This window comes from Phyllobacterium sp. OV277 (genome assembly GCF_900104355.1).
Lineage (GTDB): Bacteria > Pseudomonadota > Alphaproteobacteria > Rhizobiales > Rhizobiaceae > Phyllobacterium.
The window spans coordinates 77,019-98,656 of record NZ_FNIY01000005.1 but is presented as its reverse complement, the minus strand read 5'-3'; the positions used below and the strand labels follow the sequence as shown (position 1 = coordinate 98,656).

Annotated in this window: 20 protein-coding genes; 14 read left to right on the top strand and 6 right to left on the bottom strand. The window is 55.1% G+C overall.

Features of this window, described 5'->3' with window-relative positions; genetic code table 11:
• Window positions 1-109 precede the first annotated feature (109 nt).
• The 3 genes from arsB to arsH are packed head-to-tail and all read left to right on the top strand — an operon-like array spanning window position 110 to window position 2,296.
• Window positions 110-1,171, top strand: a complete 1,062-nt coding sequence (gene arsB, locus BLU05_RS17360; RefSeq protein WP_091882577.1) for an ACR3 family arsenite efflux transporter — start codon at window positions 110-112, stop codon at window positions 1,169-1,171.
• Window positions 1,171-1,593 (top strand): arsenate reductase (glutaredoxin), encoded by a 423-nt coding sequence (gene arsC, locus BLU05_RS17355; protein ID WP_091882574.1) that lies wholly within the window; start codon window positions 1,171-1,173, stop codon window positions 1,591-1,593. The genes arsB and arsC overlap by 1 nt, the downstream gene beginning before the upstream one ends.
• Entirely contained in the window at window positions 1,568-2,296 is a 729-nt protein-coding gene (arsH, locus tag BLU05_RS17350) for an arsenical resistance protein ArsH (protein WP_091882571.1), read from the top strand. Before arsC ends, arsH begins: the two co-directional genes overlap by 26 nt.
• Before the next feature lie 188 nt (window positions 2,297-2,484).
• Here the strand turns inward: arsH and BLU05_RS17345 are convergent, their stop codons facing one another.
• The 4 genes from BLU05_RS17345 to BLU05_RS17330 form a co-directional block, all read right to left on the bottom strand.
• Entirely contained in the window at window positions 2,485-3,453 is a 969-nt protein-coding gene (locus BLU05_RS17345; RefSeq protein ID WP_091882568.1) for an ABC transporter permease, read from the bottom strand.
• Between the two features lie 48 nt (window positions 3,454-3,501).
• A complete protein-coding gene (locus BLU05_RS17340; RefSeq protein ID WP_091882565.1) occupies window positions 3,502-5,076 on the bottom strand; it encodes a sugar ABC transporter ATP-binding protein in 1,575 nt (524 codons plus the stop codon).
• A 32-nt stretch (window positions 5,077-5,108) separates the two neighbouring features.
• Complete coding sequence (locus BLU05_RS17335; protein WP_091882562.1) at window positions 5,109-6,101, bottom strand: ABC transporter substrate-binding protein; 993 nt, start codon at window positions 6,099-6,101, stop codon at window positions 5,109-5,111.
• A gap of 134 nt (window positions 6,102-6,235) precedes the next feature.
• Window positions 6,236-7,222, bottom strand: a complete 987-nt coding sequence (locus tag BLU05_RS17330) for an aldo/keto reductase (protein WP_091882559.1) — start codon at window positions 7,220-7,222, stop codon at window positions 6,236-6,238.
• A gap of 193 nt (window positions 7,223-7,415) precedes the next feature.
• On the opposite strand from BLU05_RS17330, the gene BLU05_RS17325 reads away from it, so the two are divergent.
• Window positions 7,416-8,327: a GntR family transcriptional regulator gene (locus tag BLU05_RS17325; RefSeq protein ID WP_091882556.1), complete on the top strand. Its 912-nt coding sequence runs from the start codon at window positions 7,416-7,418 to the stop codon at window positions 8,325-8,327.
• On the opposite strand, the gene BLU05_RS17320 is transcribed toward BLU05_RS17325, so the two are convergent.
• Window positions 8,324-8,989 (bottom strand): TetR/AcrR family transcriptional regulator, encoded by a 666-nt coding sequence (locus BLU05_RS17320; RefSeq protein ID WP_091882554.1) that lies wholly within the window; start codon window positions 8,987-8,989, stop codon window positions 8,324-8,326. The genes BLU05_RS17325 and BLU05_RS17320 overlap by 4 nt on opposite strands.
• Window positions 8,990-9,230: 241 nt before the next feature.
• Between BLU05_RS17320 and BLU05_RS17315 the strand changes: the two genes are divergently transcribed.
• The 5 genes from BLU05_RS17315 to cysE all read left to right on the top strand — a co-directional run bounded on the left by BLU05_RS17315 (window position 9,231) and on the right by cysE (window position 15,385).
• The gene (locus BLU05_RS17315) at window positions 9,231-9,707 is read left to right on the top strand and encodes a (2Fe-2S)-binding protein (protein ID WP_162700365.1); all 477 of its coding nucleotides are present in this window, start codon (window positions 9,231-9,233) and stop codon (window positions 9,705-9,707) included.
• Window positions 9,704-10,687 (top strand): FAD binding domain-containing protein, encoded by a 984-nt coding sequence (locus tag BLU05_RS17310; RefSeq protein WP_091882552.1) that lies wholly within the window; start codon window positions 9,704-9,706, stop codon window positions 10,685-10,687. The genes BLU05_RS17315 and BLU05_RS17310 overlap by 4 nt, the downstream gene beginning before the upstream one ends.
• Complete coding sequence (locus BLU05_RS17305; protein ID WP_091882549.1) at window positions 10,684-12,978, top strand: xanthine dehydrogenase family protein molybdopterin-binding subunit; 2,295 nt, start codon at window positions 10,684-10,686, stop codon at window positions 12,976-12,978. The genes BLU05_RS17310 and BLU05_RS17305 overlap by 4 nt, the downstream gene beginning before the upstream one ends.
• 257 nt (window positions 12,979-13,235) lie before the next feature.
• Window positions 13,236-14,567 carry an NAD(P)/FAD-dependent oxidoreductase gene (locus BLU05_RS17300; RefSeq protein WP_091882547.1) on the top strand — a complete coding sequence of 444 codons (1,332 nt, stop codon included), beginning with the start codon at window positions 13,236-13,238 and terminating at the stop codon, window positions 14,565-14,567.
• 8 nt (window positions 14,568-14,575) lie between these two features.
• Window positions 14,576-15,385: a serine O-acetyltransferase gene (gene cysE, locus BLU05_RS17295; protein ID WP_091882544.1), complete on the top strand. Its 810-nt coding sequence runs from the start codon at window positions 14,576-14,578 to the stop codon at window positions 15,383-15,385.
• A 21-nt stretch (window positions 15,386-15,406) separates the two neighbouring features.
• On the opposite strand, the gene BLU05_RS26270 is transcribed toward cysE, so the two are convergent.
• On the bottom strand, window positions 15,407-15,568 hold the full coding sequence (locus BLU05_RS26270) for a hypothetical protein (protein WP_162700364.1): 162 nt from the start codon (window positions 15,566-15,568) through the stop codon (window positions 15,407-15,409).
• Between the two features lie 289 nt (window positions 15,569-15,857).
• On the opposite strand from BLU05_RS26270, the gene BLU05_RS17285 reads away from it, so the two are divergent.
• The 5 genes from BLU05_RS17285 to BLU05_RS17265 all read left to right on the top strand — a co-directional run bounded on the left by BLU05_RS17285 (window position 15,858) and on the right by BLU05_RS17265 (window position 21,630).
• Window positions 15,858-16,832 carry a GAF domain-containing protein gene (locus BLU05_RS17285; RefSeq protein ID WP_091882538.1) on the top strand — a complete coding sequence of 325 codons (975 nt, stop codon included), beginning with the start codon at window positions 15,858-15,860 and terminating at the stop codon, window positions 16,830-16,832.
• A 195-nt stretch (window positions 16,833-17,027) separates the two neighbouring features.
• Window positions 17,028-18,545: an aldehyde dehydrogenase gene (gene adh / locus BLU05_RS17280; protein WP_091882536.1), complete on the top strand. Its 1,518-nt coding sequence runs from the start codon at window positions 17,028-17,030 to the stop codon at window positions 18,543-18,545.
• A 65-nt stretch (window positions 18,546-18,610) separates the two neighbouring features.
• Window positions 18,611-18,967: a DUF779 domain-containing protein gene (locus BLU05_RS17275; RefSeq protein WP_091882533.1), complete on the top strand. Its 357-nt coding sequence runs from the start codon at window positions 18,611-18,613 to the stop codon at window positions 18,965-18,967.
• Window positions 18,968-19,176: 209 nt separating this feature from the next.
• Window positions 19,177-20,181 (top strand): LacI family DNA-binding transcriptional regulator, encoded by a 1,005-nt coding sequence (locus tag BLU05_RS17270; RefSeq protein WP_091883139.1) that lies wholly within the window; start codon window positions 19,177-19,179, stop codon window positions 20,179-20,181.
• 72 nt (window positions 20,182-20,253) lie between these two features.
• A complete protein-coding gene (locus BLU05_RS17265) occupies window positions 20,254-21,630 on the top strand; it encodes an ABC transporter substrate-binding protein (protein ID WP_091882531.1) in 1,377 nt (458 codons plus the stop codon).
• The last annotated feature ends 8 nt before the right edge of the window (window positions 21,631-21,638 follow it).

The window sequence follows — 21,638 nt, the reverse complement described above, 5'->3', positions numbered from 1 at the left end:
TTCAACAGCGGATGCCGTGCCGTTTGACATTCTGCCAATGCTGCAAGTCCTGGGCTGTATCCGGCCCCAATATCCATTTTGACGCGATCCGTTTTCTATAGGAAAGCCAATGTCTGTCTTTGAACGCTACCTCACTCTGTGGGTTGCCCTATGCATTGTTGCTGGGATTGCGCTTGGCCATTTTATTCCGGGCGTGTTTCAGGCTATCGGCGCTGCTGAATACGCCCAAGTGAACATTCCGATGGCTGTTCTCATATGGTTGATGATCATTCCGATGTTGCTGCGTATCGACTTTGCGTCGCTGCGTACGGTCGGCGCTTATTGGCGTGGAATTGGTGTAACCCTGTTTATCAATTGGGCTATAAAACCATTCTCCATGGCGTTGCTTGGCTGGGTATTTGTCGGTTGGCTCTTTCGACCATATTTGCCTGCTATACAGATCGATTCCTATATTGCTGGGCTGATCATTCTAGCCGCTGCGCCTTGCACAGCCATGGTTTTTGTCTGGTCTAACCTCACGAAGGGCGAACCACATTTCACCTTGTCTCAGGTGGCTTTGAACGATGCGATTATGGTCGTTGCGTTTGCCCCTATTGTGGGCCTGCTTCTTGGTCTTTCGGCAATCACCGTGCCATGGGATACGCTTATCATATCGGTGGTTCTATACATCATTGTTCCGGTCATCATCGCCCAGATCATTCGCCGGTGGTTGCTGGCAAATGGAGGCAAGGCGGCCTTTGATCGATTAGTCGGTATTCTTCAACCGCTATCGCTTGTGGCATTGCTGACAACATTGGTGATGCTCTTCGGCTTTCAGGGGAAGCAGATTATCGCTCAACCGCTGGTGATTGCGCTTCTAGCCGTACCGATCTTGATACAGGTCTATTTCAATTCAGGCCTTGCCTATCTCCTTAATCGTATCAGTGGTGAACAGCATTGTGTCGCCGGGCCGTCTGCATTGATCGGGGCAAGTAACTTCTTCGAACTGGCGGTGGCCGCTGCGATTAGTTTGTTTGGTTTTAACTCCGGTGCCGCACTCGCTACTGTCGTCGGTGTGTTGATTGAAGTGCCAGTCATGTTGTCGGTGGTGTGGATCGTCAACCGAAGCAAGAATTGGTACGAGCGCGGAGCCGCCGTCCAGAACGTTCAAAAAGCGGAAAGGGCCATCTAATGACTGTCACCATTTATCATAATCCTGCCTGTGGCACGTCGCGCAATGTGCTCGCAATGATCCGGAATGCAGGTATTGAGCCAACCATAATCCAGTATCTGAAGACACCTCCAGCACGTCAGGAGCTGAAAGATATCATTCGAAGAGCAGGGTTGACGGTGCGCGAAGCCATTCGCGAAAAGGGCACGCCCTATGCGGAGCTTGGGCTCGATGACCCGGATTTGACAGATGAACAATTGCTGGATGCGATGGAAGCCCATCCGATCCTGATTAACCGCCCGTTTGTGGTGACTGAAAAAGGCGTACGCCTAAGCCGACCGTCTGAGCTTGTCCTTGACATACTCCCGAGCCCACCAAAGCGAGCTTTCACCAAGGAAGATGGTGAAGTGGTCATTGATGCTAAAGGAAAGCGCATTGTCTGATTTAGCCAATACTCTATCCGAGGCCCTGCAGATTCCTGATCCTGAAAAGTTATCTGTTCAGCTCTCGACACACCGGCCGCGTATCCTGTTGCTTTACGGCTCCATCCGGAAGGTGTCCTACAGCCGCTTTCTAACGCAAGAAGCAGCGCGCCTGTTGGAGTATTTTGGTGCGGAGACTCGCGTCTATGATCCAGCAGGATTGCCTTTGCCGGATGACGCGCCCGTTGATCATCCAAAGGTGCAGGAACTGCGCGACCTTTCACTCTGGTCCGAAGGGCAGGTCTGGACCAGTCCCGAGCGGCATGGTGCCATGACAGGTGTCATGAAATCACAGATCGACTGGATACCACTTGCCATGGGTGCGATTCGTCCTACTCAGGGGCGAACGCTTGCGGTTATGCAGGTTTCTGGCGGGTCACAGTCGTTTAATGCAGTCAACCAGATGCGGGTTCTCGGACGCTGGATGCGTATGGTCACAATCCCGAACCAGTCGTCGGTTGCCAAAGCCTATCAGGAGTTTGACGAAAACGGCCACATGAAACCATCCGCCTATTACGATCGCGTTGTGGATGTCATGGAGGAGCTTATGAAGTTCACGCTGCTGACACGCGACGTGTCGGATTATCTCACCAACCGTTATAGCGAGCGTAAGGAAAGCGCCGTGGCTCTTGCACGGCGCGTTAATCTCACGGGTGTCATATGAACTCTGTTTCCGCCGCCGCATCCTGTGAGAAACGGCCGTCTCTAGTGGATAGAACGAGGTCTGGGAGTATCGAAGGATGAAGTTCCACGATGGCTCGACCAGACCTCTGACGAAAGCAAGAGCTCTCCCAAAACTCACTCTCGGTACTATAGAAACCCTTGAATAGGTCAAATGTTCCCGAATAACGCCTATCTTCGCCTGCGGCGCAGCTGATCGAAGTACACAATAACAATGATCAGGACGCCTGTTATAACCCGCTGCCAGAAGGAATTAACATTGAGCAGGTTAGCGCCATTGTTGATGGTCGCAAGAATGAAAGCGCCCAGCAGCGGCCCATGAATAGAGCCGACCGCGCCGAAAAGACTGGTGCCGCCGATAACCGAGGAAGCGATGGCTTGCAGTTCCCATCCTTCGGCCTGCATTGCATTGCCAACGCCGATGCGGGAGGCAAGCAGCAATCCTACGAATGATGCGCAGACGGCTGATAATGTGTAGGCGAGATAGATCGTCCCTTTGACATTGACGCCGGACAGACGCGAGGCTTCCGCATTCGATCCCACGGAAAATAGATAACGTCCCCAGCGACTATGACTTAGAAAGATGTAGGCGGGAATGCCGACGAGGACCACCATCAGGAACAGGTTGGGTACTCCGGCAAAATCATTGCGGGAGAATTCGGTAAATGGGTCATTGTCGATTGAGATCGTGTTGCCATTGGTGATCAACAGGCCGATGCCGCGCAGAGACGTGAGCGTTGCGAGTGTGATGATGAACGGGGGAAGCCCGAGACGCACAATGCCGAAACCGTGGAAAAGCCCGATACACACACCGATGCCCAGCGTAATCAGGATCGCTGCCCAGACCGGAAAACCATGGGCTAAAAGCCAGGCAACGATAACACTGGTGAAGCCAACAATCGCGCCGACAGACAGATCAATGCCGCCGGTAATGATGACGAAGGTCTGGCCAATGGCGAGGATTGCAATCATCGAGCCTTGCCGCAGCAGATTGGAAATGTTGTTTCCGGTCCAAAAACTATCTGTCGCAAGGCTAAGGACCAGCCACAGCACCAGCAACAGGGCAAAAAGCGTCAGTCCGAACAGGACATTGAAGCGCCGCTTCGGGGTGGTGCCGGTGTCTTTGGTTTCAAGGCTCATCGGGACAAATCTCCAGATAGTCGAAGCGAATAATCGCGGCGGAACAGATCAATTGCGTGTGCTGGCGTCGGTTGATGCTGAGCCGAGCGCTTGGGTCAGGATATCTTCATGCGTGACGGATTTGTGGGGATGGCTTGCCACCAGATGTCCACGCCTGAAGACGTGCAGTGTATCGGCAAGCTCATAAACTTCGGGAAGATAGGACGAGATCAGAATGATACCGGCGCCGTTTTCAAGAAGGGTCGAGAACAGCCGGTAGATTTCGGCCTTTGTGCCCACATCGACACCCACCGTAGGTTCGTCAAAAATGAAAAGCTTGGCACCGTGGTTGAGCCATTTGCCGATGACAATTTTCTGCTGGTTGCCGCCGGAAAGGCTGGCAGCGCTGGCACTGCGCGAGGACGTCTTGATGCGAAGGTCCGAGATCTGATTGTCGGCATGTCTGGCTTCTTCGCGATGGGAAATCAGAACGTTCCTGCTGAGCTGCTTGTAGATCGGCAGATTGAGATTGAGTGACACGGGCAAGGACAGGCATAGGCCCTGATCGCGGCGGCTCTCCGGTGCCAGAGCGATGCCAAGTTTGATCGCATCGCGCTCGCGCTCGATACGCACCTCTTTGCCGTCCCAGAGAATTTTGCCTGAAGATTTCGGATGGCGTCCAAAGATGGTTGTAACGAACTCACTGCGACCAGCGCCAATCAAGCCGTAGAGCCCGACAATTTCGCCCTCACGCACGCTAAGACTGATATCTTCAAAGCCATTGCCGGTGAGATTTTTTGTCTCAAGGATTGTCTTGCCAAAGGTAAATGGCACCTTGTGATAAATCTGCTCGATTGAACGATTGATCATCAGGCCGATCAATTCATTCTCGTTGGTTTCCCCGATATTGCGCGTGCCAACCAACCGTCCGTCGCGCAGAATGGAAACCCGGTCGGCGAGTTCAAACACTTCCTCCATGCGGTGGCTGATATAGACGATGGTGACGCCGCTTTTCTGCAGGCGTCGGATCAGTGCAAAGAGCTGCGCCGCTTCTTCGCGTGTCAGATAGGCGGTCGGTTCGTCGAAGATGAGGAAACGTGCGCCGCGTGTTGCTGCGCGCGCCGTTGCGATCAATTGCTGCTGCCCGATGGTCAGGTCGCTTAGCAGCGCATGGGCCGGTAGTGCAAAGCCAAGATCATCAAGGATTTTCTGTGCTTCCCGGATCATATGGCGATGCTGCAGGAGACCGAAACGGCGCTGTTCCTCACCCAGAAAGATATTGGCGGCAACGGTCAAATGCGGGCAGAGCACGACCTCCTGATGCACGGCATTGATCCCATGCTGGATCGCTTCCAGCGGTGTCGTCAGCGCTACGGGTTCGCCCCGAAACAATATTTCACCGGCAGTGCGGGGAATGACGCCGGTCAAAAGCTTGATCAGCGTCGATTTTCCTGCGCCGTTCTCACCGACAATGGCGTGAATTTCTCCAGCCTTGAAAGCGAGATCGGCAGGTTTTAACGCATGGGTTCCAAGATATTGTTTCTCAAGCCCACGCAATTCCAGAATAGGCAGGTGGGCCGCCGCTGCGGATACATCTTCACTTTGCCCGCTGCTGGAGCGATGCGAAATATCATGATCTGTCATGGCGACCCCACTGACTGTTGAGCAAATCTGGATCAGTCAAGCTTGGGGTTGAGCAACTCCTGCGCGCGTTTGTCGTTCATATTGGCTTTGGTGATCAGGTTTGCACCGGTATCGACATTGGCCTCTGTCTTTTCGCCTTTTGAGGCAGCCAAAGCGGTCTTGATGCCATCATAGCCCATGCGGTAGGGATCCTGAACGATTAGCCCGGCCAATGTCCCGTTTGACAGGAATTTGACCAGCTTTTCATCGCTGTCGAAGCCGATAACCTTGATCTTGTCCTGCGCCTTGTTTTCGGCAATGGCCTGACCCGCACCCTGAGCCATGATCAGATTGGATGTGAAGATACCGCGCAGGTTTGGATTGGCGGTGATCAGATCGGTCGTGATGTTGAGACCCGTCGTGGCCTGACCGTCAGCAACCTTGTCGGCAATCAGCTTGAGACCGGGATATTTGGCTGCAAGCTGTTCTTTGAAACCTTTGGCGCGCTGGTCGAGTGAACCGACGCCGGGAAGGGCCGTGATGAGAGCCACTTCGCCTTCAGCCTTGCCATATTTTTCTGTGATTGCTGCGGCGAGACCGTCGGCTGCCACACGTCCACCCTGTACATTGTCCGTTGTCAGGAATGACGTGAATGCCTTGGAATCCGCAGCGGAGTCGATGCCAATGATTTTGACGGATTTCGCCGCTTCATCAATGGGCTTGCCGAGTGCTTTGAACTCGGTGGGGGAGATGACGATGGCAGCCGGTTTGCCGGAGACGGCATTTTCAAGAATGGAAATCTGGCCGTTAATATCAGATTCAGCCTGGGCCCCAAGCTCGGGTACTTTGACACCGAGATCCTTGCCCGCCTTGCGCGCGCCGGCAAGGACGATCTGCCAATAGAAAGACGTCGTGTCCTTGACGATAATAGGGATGGTTACATCCGCGGCACGGACCGGTGCGACGGATATCATTCCTGCCAGCAGAGCCAGAGCGGCGGTACCAAGAACGGTTCTGCGATTGATGCACTTTCCTGTAGAAATCATGGTTGTGTTCCTCTCGTAGCGCCGGTTTTATTTGCTTATGTCCGGATTGAGAGGGCGCTTTTCAATCCGCTCTTTATCGATAAAAAACATCGATCATGCGAAGCTAATTTAAATGCGTATTCTTTGCAAGCATCTCAGCGGATCGTGAAGGGTTCACATTCTGCGTAGACGCTTTCAGGGACTTCTGTTGAAAGAAGCTCGATATTTCGGGTGAGACTCGACGGTTTTGCGGTACCGATCAGCACATTCGCCACCACCGGCTCGCGGAACGGAAACTGAAGTGCCGCTGCCGCCAACGGTACATGATGGTTCGTTGCAACTGCCTGCATGGAGCGCACGCGATCCAGAATGTCCTGTGATGCGGGCCCATAGTCAAAATTTGCACCGGGAACCGGGCCGGTTGCCAGAATGCCTGAGTTAAAGACGCCGCCAATCACCAGAGATATTTGCTGTTTCCGGCAGATATCCAGCAAGCCGCGTTCGGCGGAACGGTCGAGCAGGGAATAGCGCCCCGCGAGCAGAATGCAGTCAATCGGGTGTCTGGCGGCGACCTCAAGGCAAACTTCGACCTCGTTGACGCCGAGGCCATAGGCTGAGATCGCACCCGAAGATTTGAGCTCCTCCAACGCCTTCAGTCCGCCTCCAAGCAGCTGGGCCATGTAGACGGCGTTCTTGTCGGCACCATGGGTGTAGGCGCCAATATCATGCACGTAAAGTATATCGATCCTGTTCAGGCCCAGCCGCGCAAAGCTGAACTCGAAGGACCGCATGATACCGTCATAACTGTAGTCATAGTCGACAGCGAAGGGCAGGGGATTGATGTAGGAGTGATCGGGGACCTGCTCTTCCGGAACAGGTCGCAGAAACCGGCCAACCTTCGTTGAAAGAACATAGGTTTCACGCGGTTTGTCGCGCAGAAAATCACCCGTTCGCCGTTCTGAAAGGCCGAAGCCATAAAAGGGCGCCGTATCAAAATAGCGTAATCCAGCATCCCACGCGGCCTGCAATGTTTCCATCGCTGCGTCACGCGTGCACTCGCGATAGAGCCCGCCAATAGCTGCCCCACCAAAGCCGATCGTTGTCACGGCCAGCGGCGTTTTACCAATCTTCCGGATATCCAACTGTTCCTCCCAGAACAAACCAATGGTGCGAGCACTGAGCTAACATGTCAATATCTGCACAATTCGTCTTTTATCGACAAAATACATTTTGCCGTCAACGCCTCTTACGGATAAAACACAAATCAGCTCGAACTATAGGCGGAACTGCAAGTCCCGGTCGGACTGGGTCGGTTCTGGATCATGAAAGAATAGAATGTCGAAGCAGAATACGGTGTTCAAGGAGGGCTACAACAGGTGTCTTCGCCTTCTCAAAGATATTGAGGAGCTTCCATCAGAACCCGAGCTTGGAACACGCCTTGGCATCAGCCGGACCACGGTTCGCGCCATTCTTGGTGCCCTGGAGGAAAAAGGCCTGATCGAATGGACAAAGCGCAGCAAGACAGTCCTGCGTAAGCCTGTCAAATCAGACTATTTTCCCGATGAGGAAACGGACTCGTTGTCGGAGATCATCGAGCGTAGTTTCATGCAGCGCATTCTGGCTGGCGGAGCCCAGCCCGGAATGCAGATCAACGAGCTTGAACTTGCCCGCGATATTGGTGTCGGCACGTCAAGCGTGCGCGAATTTCTGATCCGGTTCAGCCGGTTCGGACTGATTGAAAAACGCAAGAACAGCCATTGGGTGTTAAAGGGGTTTACCCGCTCATTCGCCCTCGAACTCTTTGAAATCCGGGAGATTTTTGAGCTGCGTTCCGCCGTTGCTTTTCTGAACTTGCCCGATGATCATCCTGCCATTCAGGAACTGGATGTTCTGGAGGCTGACCACCTTGCGCTGCTAAGCGATATCGATACGCGCTATATGGATTTTTCCGCACTCGATGAGCGGTTTCATCGCATGATCCATTCCGCTTCGCGCAATCGCTTTGTCATTGATTTCTATGACGTCATCGCCATCGTGTTTCACTACCATTATCAATGGAGAAAGGTGAACGAACGGGCTCGCAACGCCAAAGCCCTGGAAGAGCATCTGGCTTATATCGATGCCTTGCGTTCGCGCGATGCGGGGAAAGTTGACATTGCCTGCCGTAATCATCTGCGCTCGGCTCGCGAAACCCTGCTCCAGTCCATGCCTGCCGATGAGGCGGTATCGGACATCATGGAGTCCTAGCCATTGCGAGGGCTCTCATCGCGTTGGGCTGTACTCTTGTCACGAGCACCCCACCGCAATCCGTCCATCAGCAGCTTCACCAGGCGGCGCGAACGCTCATGCCAATCGGGAGCGTCGGGGATGGAATAGATTGTAAACAGGGCGTGCAGCAGGTCAGTGCTGTCAATATCCCGGCGGATAAGATCGTCATTGGCCGCTGCTTCGACGAGCTTTCGAAGCGAGACGGCGACCATACCCGAACTTCCGGCAAACAATTCCGAATTGCTGGTAACGAGTATGCGCAGACTGTTTGCCATGCCACGCTTTGCAGCGATATATCCGACAAAGCGATGCATCCATTCTTCAAGCGCAACATCCGGCGGGTGATGCAGCGATAATTCCCCCGCTGCCGCACAAAGATTCTCAACCTCGCGTTTGTAGACGACCTCCACAAGATGTTCGCGGGTCGGAAAATGCCGGTAAAGCGTGCCAATGCCAACGCCCGCCCGCCGGGCAATATCTTCAAGAGAGCCTTCCACGCCATGTTCGGAGAAAACCACGGCGGCCACTTCGAGCAGCTTTTCCCGGTTGCGACGCGCATCGGCGCGCATACCTTTCACACTCAAAGGCGGTGGCTCGGCATTCTCTGATGGCTTGGCGACCAAATTCTGCTCCACGCTCATGGGGGCTTGACCATGAGCAACAAGTTCTTAAGATAAGCGGAGGCCCCTCCGTTTAAGTGGAGTCCTTTTGCCTTCTTATCGCAGAATGGGTCCCAATGTCATGTCTCTAAACACAGGTAACCTCGATTCGACCCATCTGACAGGTAGGTAAAGCGCACAGCGATGTGAACTTCTCCTGACGCTTGGCGTTTGGGTATCGGGCTGTCGAATGAATCTGCATCCGCAAAGCAGGAGCGATATAATGACCGGAACAATCAACTTGAAGCTGGATATAAATGGCAGGAGTCGAGAGCTTGCCGTTGAACCGCGCGTCACTCTGCTGGATGCGCTGCGCGAGCATCTTGACCTTACTGGAACCAAAAAGGGCTGCGATCAGGGCCAGTGTGGTGCCTGTACTGTTCACGTTGATGGCAAGCGGGTGCTTGCCTGCCTGACCCTTGCGGCACAGGTTGAAGGGCGGGCAATCACAACGATTGAAGGTCTTGCCGATGGCGATGGTGGCTTGCATCCCGTTCAATCTGCATTTCTGGAGCACGACGCCTTTCAGTGCGGCTATTGTACCCCCGGCCAGATCATGTCGGCGGTTGCCTGTATCCGCGAAGGGCACACGAAATCCGACAACGAAATTCGCGAATATATGTCCGGCAATCTCTGCCGGTGCGGTGCCTACTCGCACATCGTGGCCGCGGTACGCGAAGCTGCGGAGGCAGCATCATGAAGAATTTTTCCTATCTTCGCGCCCATTCTGCCGATGAAGCCCGCAAGGCCGCCGCGCTGGCGGGCAATATGGTGCTCGCTGGCGGCACGACGCTGCTCGATCTGGCAAAATGCGGGATTGCCGAACCTGACACCGTTGTCGATATCACCCATCTTGCTGGCCTTGACGGCATAGAGGTTGACGAAACGCAGGCATCCATCGGGGCGCTTGCCCGCATGAGCGCGGTGGCTGATCACCCCGCCATTCAAAAGGCCTTTCCGGCTGTAGCGGAATCCCTGGCGTTGGCCGCCTCGGCACAAATCCGCAATATGGCAACTATCGGCGGTAATCTGTTGCAGCGGACGCGTTGTTCCTATTTCCGCGATGCGGCGGTGTTTCCCGCATGCAACAAGCGTCATCCGGGCTCCGGCTGCTCTGCTCTCGGGGGCGTCACCCGCAATCATGCGGTTCTAGGGACGAGCGATGCGTGCATTGCTGGCTATCCCGGCGATCTGGCCGTTGCGCTGGTGGCTTTCGATGCAATTGTGCATCTGGGCGAAAGACAAGTGGCGGTGGATGATTTCTTCCAGCTTCCCGGAAATACACCGGATCGCGAGCATGCGTTTGAGCGCGGCGAAATCATTACGGCAGTGACAATACCCGCCTCGGCTGCTGCGAGGCGCTCGACCTATATCAAGGTGCGCGACCGGCAATCCTACGAGTTCGCCGCTGCCAGTGCAGCGGTAGGACTTGAGCTTGAAGCCGATGGCACGACTGTCCGCGACATACGCATAGCCCTTGGCGGCGTTGCAACCAAACCTTGGCGAGCCCGCACGGTTGAGGCGGCGTTGATCGGCAAAGTGCTGGAGCCGGAATTGGTCCGCAAGGCCAGTCTGCTTGTCATGGAGGGGGCGATTGATCACGGTGCAAACCACTACAAAATTGATCTTGCTCCGCGTGTTATCACGCGTGCTGTCCTGAAAATGGGAGGTCTGGCATGACTTTCGTAACGCCTAAATCCAAACATGGTGATGCGTCCGATGGCAATCTCGGCGGGCGTCTGTCACGCATTGATGGCCCGGAAAAAATTACGGGACGCGCCACCTACGCGATCGAACATCAGATCGAAGGGCTGGTTTACGCCGTCACCGTGCAGAGCACGATTGCTGCCGGGACAGTGAAATCAGTCGATAGCAAGGCTGCGGAAGCATCGCCCGGCGTCCTGTTGGTCTTGACACCTGATAATATCACCCACCTGAAATCAGCAACGACATGGGCCGGCACACCGGGACCCGAAGGTCCGTTTCTGGCACTGCCGAAGACTGTCAGATTCAATGGTCAGCATGTAGTGGCCGTTGTGGCGGAAACGCTGGAGCAGGCCACGGCCGCTGCTGCCCTCATCAAGGTAAGCTATGAGGAAACGGAGCATGTCTATGGTCTTGAGGACCCCAAGGCCGGTGAGGGCGTACCAATTGATCCCATGACCAAGTCGTGGGGGGATGCGGAGACGGCATTCGCCGAAGCACCCGTGCGTATTGAACAGGAATACAAAACCCCGCGCGAATACAATGTTGCTATCGAACCGCATGGCATTATTGCGCAATGGGAGGGTGACAAGCTGACCCTTTGGGAGCCAAGCCAGTGGGTGGACGGCATGGCCCGCTCCTATGCTGAATGGTTCGGTATACCCTTTGAAAATGTGCGGATGATTTCGCCCTATATTGGCGGGGGTTTTGGTTCCAAAGCATTGTCGCTGCCGCATGGGGCCGTGGCAGCAATTGCTGCGCGCATGCTCGGCAAGCCGGTCAAACTTGCGGTCACGCGGCCGCAGACATTTACTGCGTATGGTGGTCGTCCGGCCACCCGTCAGACATTGGCACTTGGCGCGACAAAGGAGGGGAAACTCCTTTCCATTATCCAACACGGGGTCAATGAGACATCCAAGCTTGGAATGGCAGTCGAGCCGCTGGGATCAGTGACCGCGATCATGTATGCGGTGCCCAACTTCAGCTCCCGCCAGAATGTCATTCCACTGAACACGGTTACTCCGGGGGCCTTGCGGGCACCCGGCGAAAACCCGAGTGCTTTCGGCATTGAATCGGCAATCGACGAGCTTGCCTATGAAATCGGCATGGACCCTTTAGAAATCCGGTTGCTGAACTATGCTGAAGAGGACCCGCACGCAAAAATACCGTGGTCCACACGGCAATTGCGGGAAGCTTTTGCCGAAGGTGCAAAAGCCTTTGGCTGGTCGAAACGCACACCGGCGCCAAGATCAATGCGGGATGGAAACCAGCTCATCGGCTGGGGTGTTGCGGCTGGCACCTATCCGGTGCGGCGCACACCGGGCGAGGCTCTGGTGCGCATTCTCGCAGACGGTACGGCGGAGGTGGCAAGCAGCAGCATCGATATGGGGCAGGGAACCTACACAATCCTCGCCCAGACAGCAGCCGAAGTTCTGGGTATCCCGGTTGACCGGATCCGTGTGAAGCTTGGAGATTCTGCATTGCCACGGGCGCCGGTGGCGGGCGGCTCGCAACTTGCCAACCTTATGACCGGCGCGGTGCATAAGGCAGCGCTTGCCGCACGCGAGGAATTGATTGGCCTCGCGCTCAATCATCCCAACTCGCCGTTCCTCGATCTCCAGTTGAATACGCTCACTATCGCGGATGGTACGATCTCGACACCGCGCGGCGAACGGGCAGATATTTCAATCGCCGATTTCATGCAGCATATCGGACAGGAAAAGATTGAGACCCTGCGCGATACCCTGCCGGAGGAGAAAAAGAACACCGTAGATCGCTATAATAACTTTACGACCATGATGGCGATGAAGTCACCAACGGAAGGTGGCTACTCGCTTCACAGCTGGTGCGCGCACTTTGTCGAAGTGCGGGTTGATGAGGACTTTGGCACGGTCCGGGTCTCGCGCATGGTATCGGCACTTGATTCAGGCCGCCTGTACAACCCCAAACTTGCCGAAAGCCAATGGCGGGGCGGTATCATCATGGGTATCGGGCAGGCTCTGCTTGAGGAAGGAATTATTGATCCGCGCAACGCCCGGGTGATCAATAATAATCTGGGCGATTATCTGGTGGCGACGAACGCGGACATTCCCGACCTTCAGGTGATCTCTGTCGGCATTCCGGATCATCATGCTTCGGTGCTCGGGGGCAAAGCCGTCGGTGAATTGCCCATTGTTGGTGTGGCGCCAGCCATTGCCAACGCGGTCTTCCACGCGACAGGAAAACGCATCCGCGATCTGCCGATCACGCTCGATAAAATCCTCTAAACCTGGCTCAGCGCTCGATGCTTCGTATCCTTGCGAAGTGTCGGGCGTTGACAGGAAATCTGAGTGCGTGAGAACTTCATTTTGAGCATGTTTCCACTGAAATAATCATTTATTCGCAAAAAGATGCCTCCCTTCACGATGGTTCTGCTCTACCTTCCGGCAGTGGGGAGAAAGAGGTACGATTGGAAGTGCCTGCGCACGACCTTGCATACTGATACAGCTGCGCAATCGTCCATTCGTGAAGAGGTACCCATTCAATGCCCGGCCCCTATGTTGTGCGTGTTCACGGTGATGAAGAAATCCCGGAAAAGGTGGATGTTGTTGTTATCGGCGGTGGTATTATCGGGGCGTCGACAGCACTGGAACTGGCAGAACGCGGCCTGAAGGTCGCCCTTTGCGAGAAGGGTGGTATCGGTCAGGAACAATCGAGCCGCAATTGGGGCTGGGTGCGCATCTCTCGCCGCGATCCGCGCGAAGTGCCGCTTATGGCGGAAGCACTGCGTCTATGGTCGGGCTTTGACAAGCGCCTTGGCCGCGATACGGGTTACAAGCGTGCGGGCATTCTGTTCACATCCCCTGACGATAAATCCTATGAGGACAATGAGCGCTGGCTGCAAAACCTTGAGGGATATCAGCTGGAAAGCCGTATGGTCAGCGGCAAGGAACTCGATGATCTGCTGCCCGGCGGCAGGATGAACCTCAAAGGCGCGCTCTATACGCCTGTGGATGGTCGTGCCGAGCCGCAAAAGGCCGCGCCTGCCATTGCCGAGGCGGCGCGCGACAAGGGTGCTTCCATTCTTACTGAATGTGCGGTGCGCGGCATCGAAACGTCAGGCGGCAAGATCTCCGGTGTGGTCACAGAGCGCGGAAGCATTGGCTGTGATGCTGTCGTGCTTGCGGGCGGTGCCTGGTCCAACCTGTTTTGCGGTCTTTACGGGATTGATCTGCCACAGCTTAAAGTGCTGAACACGGTCATCCGCACCAAACCGCTGGAAGGCGGGCCTGAATCGGCGCTCTGGTCCAAAGATTTTGCCATCCGCAAACGGCAGGATGGCGGTTACACCATCGCGTCAGGTGATGAGAACATTGTCGATATTGTACCGAAATCATTCCGCTACGCGTTCAAATTCCTGCCTGCCCTGAAACTGGAATGGAGTTCGCTGTCTTTTCGCCTTGGTGGACGCTTTTTCGATGAAGCGCGTATTCCGACAAAGTGGAAAATGGACGAGGCAAGCCCGTTCGAATATAACCGCGTGCTTGATCCCAAGCCGTCGCTCAATCTGTCAGACAGATTTTTCGATAGTCTGAAGGCCGCATTTCCTGTGTTCAACCAAGCCGAGATCGCACAGCGCTGGGCCGGATATATTGATGTCACTCCGGATGCTATTCCTGTTATCTCCGCTGTTGACGCCGTGCCCGGCTTTCATATTGCCACTGGCTTTTCCGGGCATGGTTTCGGAATTGGGCCTGCTGCGGGTCGTTTGATGGCCGATATCGTAACGGGACGCTCGCCTGTGGTTGATCCAAAGGATTTTCGATTTTCGCGTTTCAGTGATGGCTCAAAGATCACGCCACTCACCGGGTTTTAAGGTGCAACATGACCAATGCAGCAGCGACGTCAAAAAGCCGATCCCTGTGGTCGCGTATCCTCTCCGAGGCGCTTGCAACGAGTGAACGTGAGCCGACACTGGCTCCGGTCCTCCAGCATTCGGTGATACGCTTTGACAGGCTGGAACACGCTTTGTGTTTTCAGTTGGCAGAGGTCTTGGCCGGCCAATTGGTGACGAGCGAAAAATTATTCGATCTTTTCAGCGATCTGCTGCAACAGGACCCTACGGTGCTCGCCGGTGCAGAGAGAGATATCAATGCGGTTCTGGAGCGGGACCCGGCGACCAAAAGCGCGCTGCATGTGCTGCTCTATCTGAAGGGTTTTCACGCCATCCAGATCCATCGGTTTGCTCATCTCTTGTGGGGAACAGGCCGCGAGGACCTTGCCGCCTATTTGCAATCGAGATCATCGCGCGTTCTGCAGGTCGATATTCATCCGGCTGTACAGCTGGGAAAGGGCGTCTTTTTTGATCATGCCACCGGTATTGTCATTGGGGAAACGGCTGTTATCGAAGACAATGTTTCCATTCTGCAGGGCGTCACATTGGGCGGCACCGGAAAAGATACCGGCGACCGGCACCCCAAGGTAAGGCATGGTGTTCTCATTGGTGCCAATGCCACCGTGCTTGGAAATATCGAGATCGGCGTCAATTCAAAGATTGGTGCCGGATCGGTCGTGCTCAAATCCGTTGAGAACAGGAAAACAGTTGCGGGCGTTCCCGCCAAGGTCATTGGCGGCGTACAGGAAAGAGAGCCTGCCCGTTCGATGAACCAAATTCTCTATGATGTCGGGCTTTGAGACCGGCAAAGGCAAGCGAAACTATTTGATATCGGAATGCCCGGCCGGATTGTCGTTGGCTGTCCCACGATTATCGGGTTCTTTCAACCGCGCCATCGAGAACTTCAGAACGTTTTGTATGACATCGAGTTCATGGCGCCCGGTGGATGTAGCACCCCGCGCATTTTCGGTGAGCTTCAGCATTTTTCTGAACAGCTCGCGAATTTCCAATTCGGACAATGTCGCCGTCGATTGAATGTCTTTTATATGCATCATCCTGCCGTAACAGTCGTCAAACACTTCGACGCCATTGAAATACTTTTAGGCGTGCATGTCTGGATATGAGATTCCCTAACTTGCTCAAGAACTGGAAATTTTATCTTTCGGGAGCGATTAGACCAGATGACAGCGGCGTCGATTGTCTTGACCAGAACGTCAACTAGCTTAACGTAAGGGAACGCATGAAGGGCGCCTGGACTTTGGGAGGAGACCAATGGCTACGCGACATGATGGACAGCATGCCGAACAAATTCAGGCCGCGCTTACCGGAAGTGCCGCTGCGCAATCCGCGCTCGTGGCATCCTGGGGGCGTTCCATGCGCCTTTATGGCTTGAATCCGGAAGAGGGCGCACCGCCTGATTTTCTCGGTGAACGTGAGCTTGCTGATGCCCGCGAGCGCTTGGGATCGTTGATCACGACTGCGCAAGCAACGCTGGACCGGCTTTATTCCGCCGTTGGCGGTGCCGGGTGCTGCGTGCTTCTGGCGGATAAGGATGGCGTTCCGGTTGATCGCCGCGGCAGCGTGTCTGACGATGACACCTTCTGCAAGATCGGCCTTTGGACAGGGGCTGTCTGGAGTGAAGAGCGTGAGGGCACGAACGGCATCGGTACTGCGCTTGCCGAGCAACGCGCCCTGACGATCCATAGGGATCAGCATTTCCGCAGCCGCAATACGGCGCTATCCTGCACCGTTGCTCCCATATTTGACCATTGCGGACGCCTGATGGCAGCAATCGATGTTTCGTCGGCGCGCCGGGATCTCACCGAAGACTTTGTCAAACTGATTGCTGTTGCTGTTGTCGATGCGGCGCGCCGGGTGGAGGCGGAGAATTTCCGTGTGGCTTTCCCAAAGGCACGGATCATGCTGGCAAAGCTTGGGCCGGATGTGAGCTACGAACGCAGCGCAAGCGCGCTGATTGCCGTGGATGAGGATGATCTCGTTATCGGCGCGTCCCGGACTGTCCGGCATTATCTTGGTCTCACGGATGAAACCTTGAGCAAGCCGCTGCCTGCCGCCAATCTTCTCGGGCAGAACATGGGAATAGATCAGGGGTTTGCCGCAGCCGAGCGCAGCGTCATCCAGCGTGCCCTTGCCAATGCGGGCGGCAACATATCGACCGCCGCCGCCATGATGGGAATGGGCCGTGCCACGCTGCACCGCAAGCTGAAAAAGCTCGGGATCAACTGAAGCCCAAGCTGCCTGCGGAATACAATCCGGCATTGTCTCAAAAGTGAGACAACGGGCAATGCCCGGTCATTGGCGCAGGGTGACACATGTCTATCCGCGCGCGATCCTTCCTCAGCCGCAGGAGGCGGCATCAATCAGTGCGCACAGGCAAGTGGAGCTTTTGCTTTGCAAGCCTCTGCGCCAGGGAGGAACACAATGAACAAGGTAGAATTCAACCGCACAGTTCGCCCCAATTTCAAGAAGCGCTACGGCAATTTCATCGGCGGCAAGTTTGTCGAACCAAAGTCCGGGCGTTATTTTGACAATACCTCGCCAATCAACGGTCAGGTCCTCTGCGAAATCGCGCGGTCCGATGCGAGCGATGTTGAGGCCGCACTTGATGCTGCCCATGCCGCCAAGGATGCCTGGGGCCGCACAAGCGTTGCCGAGCGCAGTGTTATCCTGAACAAGATCGCGCAGGTGATGGAAGACAATCTGACCCTGCTGGCACAGGCCGAGACATGGGACAATGGCAAGCCGATCCGCGAGACAACCGCCGCCGACCTGCCTTTGGCCATTGATCACTTCCGTTATTTTGCCGGCGTTATCAGGGCACAGGAAGGCGGAATCTCGGAAGTCGACCATGACACGGTGGCCTATCATTTCCATGAACCGCTGGGTGTTGTTGGCCAGATTATTCCGTGGAATTTTCCCCTGCTGATGGCAATCTGGAAGCTTGCCCCGGCACTCGCCGCCGGAAACTGCGTCGTCTTGAAACCGGCGGAACAGACGCCCGCTTCAATTCTGGTACTGGCTGAACTCATCGGCGATCTTTTGCCGCCGGGCGTTCTGAACATCGTCAACGGATTTGGCCTTGAGGCAGGCAAGCCACTCGCATCCAGCCCACGCATCGCCAAGATTGCTTTTACCGGCGAAACGACAACCGGCCGTCTGATCATGCAATATGCCAGCCAGAATCTCATTCCGGTGACGTTGGAACTGGGCGGCAAATCCCCCAACATCTTCTTCAAGGATGTGACATCAGAAGATGATGATTTCTTTGACAAGGCGATTGAAGGTTTTGTCATGTTCGCGCTCAATCAAGGCGAGGTATGCACTTGCCCGAGCCGCGCTCTGATCCACGAATCCATCTATGACGAGTTTATGGAGCGTGCGCTCAAGCGCGTTGAGGCGATCGTTCAGGGTGACCCGCTTGATCCTGCCACCATGGTCGGCGCACAGGCTTCCAGTGAGCAGCTGGAGAAGATCCTTTCCTATATCGATATCGGCAAGCAGGAAGGCGCCGAGATTTTGACCGGCGGTGAACGCAATATGCTGGCGGGTGATCTGGCCGGAGGCTTCTATGTAAAGCCGACCGTGTTCAAGGGCCACAATCGTATGCGGGTCTTTCAGGAAGAGATTTTCGGCCCCGTCGTTTCAGTCACCACCTTCAGGGACAATGACGAAGCGCTGTCGATTGCCAATGACACACTTTATGGCCTCGGCGCGGGCATCTGGAGCCGGGATGCAAATACCTGTTACCGCTTTGGCCGGGCCATTCAGGCCGGTCGTGTCTGGACAAATTGCTACCATGCTTATCCAGCCCATGCGGCGTTTGGCGGGTATAAGCAGTCAGGCATCGGGCGGGAAAACCATCTGAAGATGCTGGATCACTATCAACAGACCAAAAACATGCTGGTAAGCTACAGCCCGAAGAAGCTTGGCTTCTTCTGAGTATTGTAGAGTTATAAAGCTGGTGGCGCTCGTGTGGCGCCGCCAGCTCCATCTTGGAGGGCATCATGAAAAATCAGGTCAGCGCCACAAATGCTGCTCTCGATCTCATCAAGACACTGCAGGCTGAGTATGGAACGATCATGTTTCATCAGTCCGGTGGCTGCTGTGATGGCTCTTCACCCATGTGCTACGCGCAGGGCGATTTTATTGTTGGCGATAATGATGTCTGTCTTGGCGAGATTGGTGGCGCGCCTGTCTATATCAGTGCATTGCAATATGACGTCTGGAAGCACACCGAACTGATTATTGACGTCGTTCCGGGCCGGGGCGGTATGTTCTCGCTCGACAATGGCCGGGAAGTGCGGTTTTTGACGCGATCAAAAGTCTGCACTGTTGATACGGGTATCTCAGCAGCAAAATAGCAATCGCTTTGATTGCCGATGATCCAAGAAAACCAAATGCTGTGTGGCGCCCGGGAAACAGGTGTGCGCCAGCCCCCACATAAGACAATGAAACGTTTCATCACTGCATTCCTTTGAAAGAGGAGGGTATGCCTTATCTCACGATGAATTACCCAAAATTATTTACAAATCGATTTGCAAATGCATTCAAAGCGCGATATTTTGCAATTATGAGCACAATAGCGGAAGTTGCAGAACGCGCGGGTGTATCAAAGACAACGGTTTCGCATGTCATCAACCATGCGGATCGGGTGTCGAAATCTCTGCGGGAACGCGTTCACCGTGCAATCGATGAATTGGGCTATGCGCCAAACCCGCAAGCACGCAGCTTGAGGACCGGGCGCACAAACATCATCGCCATGCTCATTCCTGACATACGCAACCCGTTTTATCCGGAGCTGGTAAAAACCGCGCAATCGGAGCTTGAGGCAATCGGCTTTGACATGCTGATTTTCAACACGGATGTGCCCGGTGGGCGGTCGCAGGACCATGGCCGGGAATATCTCAGCCAGATCAGCAACAAGCGCGTCGACGGACTTATCGTCGGTGATTTCGCTTTGCATGGCATGCACGACGCCTTGCTGAAGATCGATATTCCGTCCGTCTTCATTGGGCATCTTCCAAATCAGGCAGTCGACAGCGTCAAAATCGACGACCACGGGGGTGGTTATCAGATGGGGGAATATCTTGCGAAAAAAGGCCATCGCCGTATTGCTCATGTTACCGGTCCGTCCTTCTTCAAGGAAGCAATGCAGCGGGCGGAAGGGTTCGAGCAAGGCTTGCACGATTATGGAGTTCCCCTCATCGAAGGGATGCGTTACGAGGGTACGTATCTCACACCCTCCGGCAAAGACGCTGCCCAGTGGCTACTGGCCCGTCATGCGGCAAACCTTCCTTCGGCTGTTTTTTTCGGCAACTACCTGATGGCGGCGGGCGCGCTGGCTGAGTTCTATGATCGCGGCGTTCGCGTGCCTGAAGATATCGCGGTTGCCGTTTTCGGCGACCAGCCGCAGCTTGAATATATCAGGCCCAAACTGACCCGCGTGGGCAATAGTCCGGCGGTTCTTGCGCGCCGCGCCACCGAAATGCTGATCGACCGTCTCAATGGAACCTATGACGCAGAACCGCGCACGGAGGTTGTCCCCTGTATCCTGCATCCTTTTGATACGGCTTGATCTGACAAAACACGGGCGAACACCGGTGGAGGAGCATCGGCGTTACGTCTGACAAGGAAGAGGGAGGAAATCATGAGCAATGAATTCAAGGGACACGATAAACGGTCGCGGACTGATCTTTCGCGCCGCAAGATATTGACCAATGCCTCGGCTTTTGCCGCTGCCGGGCTGATCGGTGGCGTCACGGGTTTCCCGTTTATCAACACAATGGCTGTCCGGGCGCAGGACGCCCCGCTCAAGTTCTGGCAGTTCTATGCGCCCGGTGGTCAGGTTCCATCCCAGATTGCCTGGTTTGAAAAGACGGTGGCCGACTGGAACGCCAGTCACCCGCAGAAGGTTGAACTCGAATTTGTTCCCAATTCCGAATATATCAACGGCACCAAACTGGCGACGTCGTTTGCCTCGGGAGATGGACCGGATATTTTTCTGATCTCGCCCGGTGATTTCCTGCGCTATTACAATGGCGGTGTACTGCAGGATTTGACGCCGCATATCGATGCTGCGGCTCAGGCAGACTTCCCGGACAGTGTTCTTGCGAGCCGAAAGGTCGATGGCAAAATCTACGGTATCCCGATGGAAGTCGAGCCGATGGCCATGTACTATTCCGTCAGCGCCTTTGAAAAAGCCGGGCTCAACGAAAATGATGTTCCCAAGACATGGGATGAACTGCTTGAACTCGGCAAAAAGCTGACAACGCCGGAACGCTTCGGCGTCCTGTTTGAGACCAATCCCGGCTATTACCAGAACTTCACCTGGTATCCGTTCCTGTGGCAGGGCGGTGGTGCCTTTCAGGGTGCAGATGGCAAGAGTGCCTTTGACTCTCCAGCGACTGTTCAGGCGCTGAAATTCTGGCAGGATGCAATCAATCTCGGTGTAGCTCCAAGGCAGGTGCTCGGCTACGGCGCCAATGATGTTGTTGCCAATCTCGGCTCCGGCTATGCGGCGATGCAGAATGTCGGCATCTGGGCCATTTCTGCCATGCAGAACAACGCCAAGGATGTTCCCTATGGCATTTTCCGGTTGCCAACGCCCGCCAACGGCAAATACGTGACCGTTGGTGGTGGGTGGGCGTTTGTCGCCAATGCCAAGGGCAAGAACCCCGACGCTGCCGCTGCGTTTTGTGCATGGGCACTGGCTTCCATGGATCAGGGTTCGATTGATCGTGTGGTCAATTGGTGCACGGTCGGAAAATCGGACATGCCGCCCCGCAATAGCGCGCTCAAGTCAGGGGCCGAGGTTTACAGCAAAGGCGGCATGGGCATCTTTGCCAAAGACATCCATCCGGGCACTCGAGCCGAACCGCGACTTCCGCCTGAGGTCTACAAGATCATCTCTGATGCCATTCAGCAAACCCAGTTGAACGGTGCCGACCCGCAGGCCACCGCAACGGCGGCGTCGCAGCAGATTGATGCGTTCCTTGCTTCCTATAAGGGCGCGCCGATCCTTTGACGCACTGC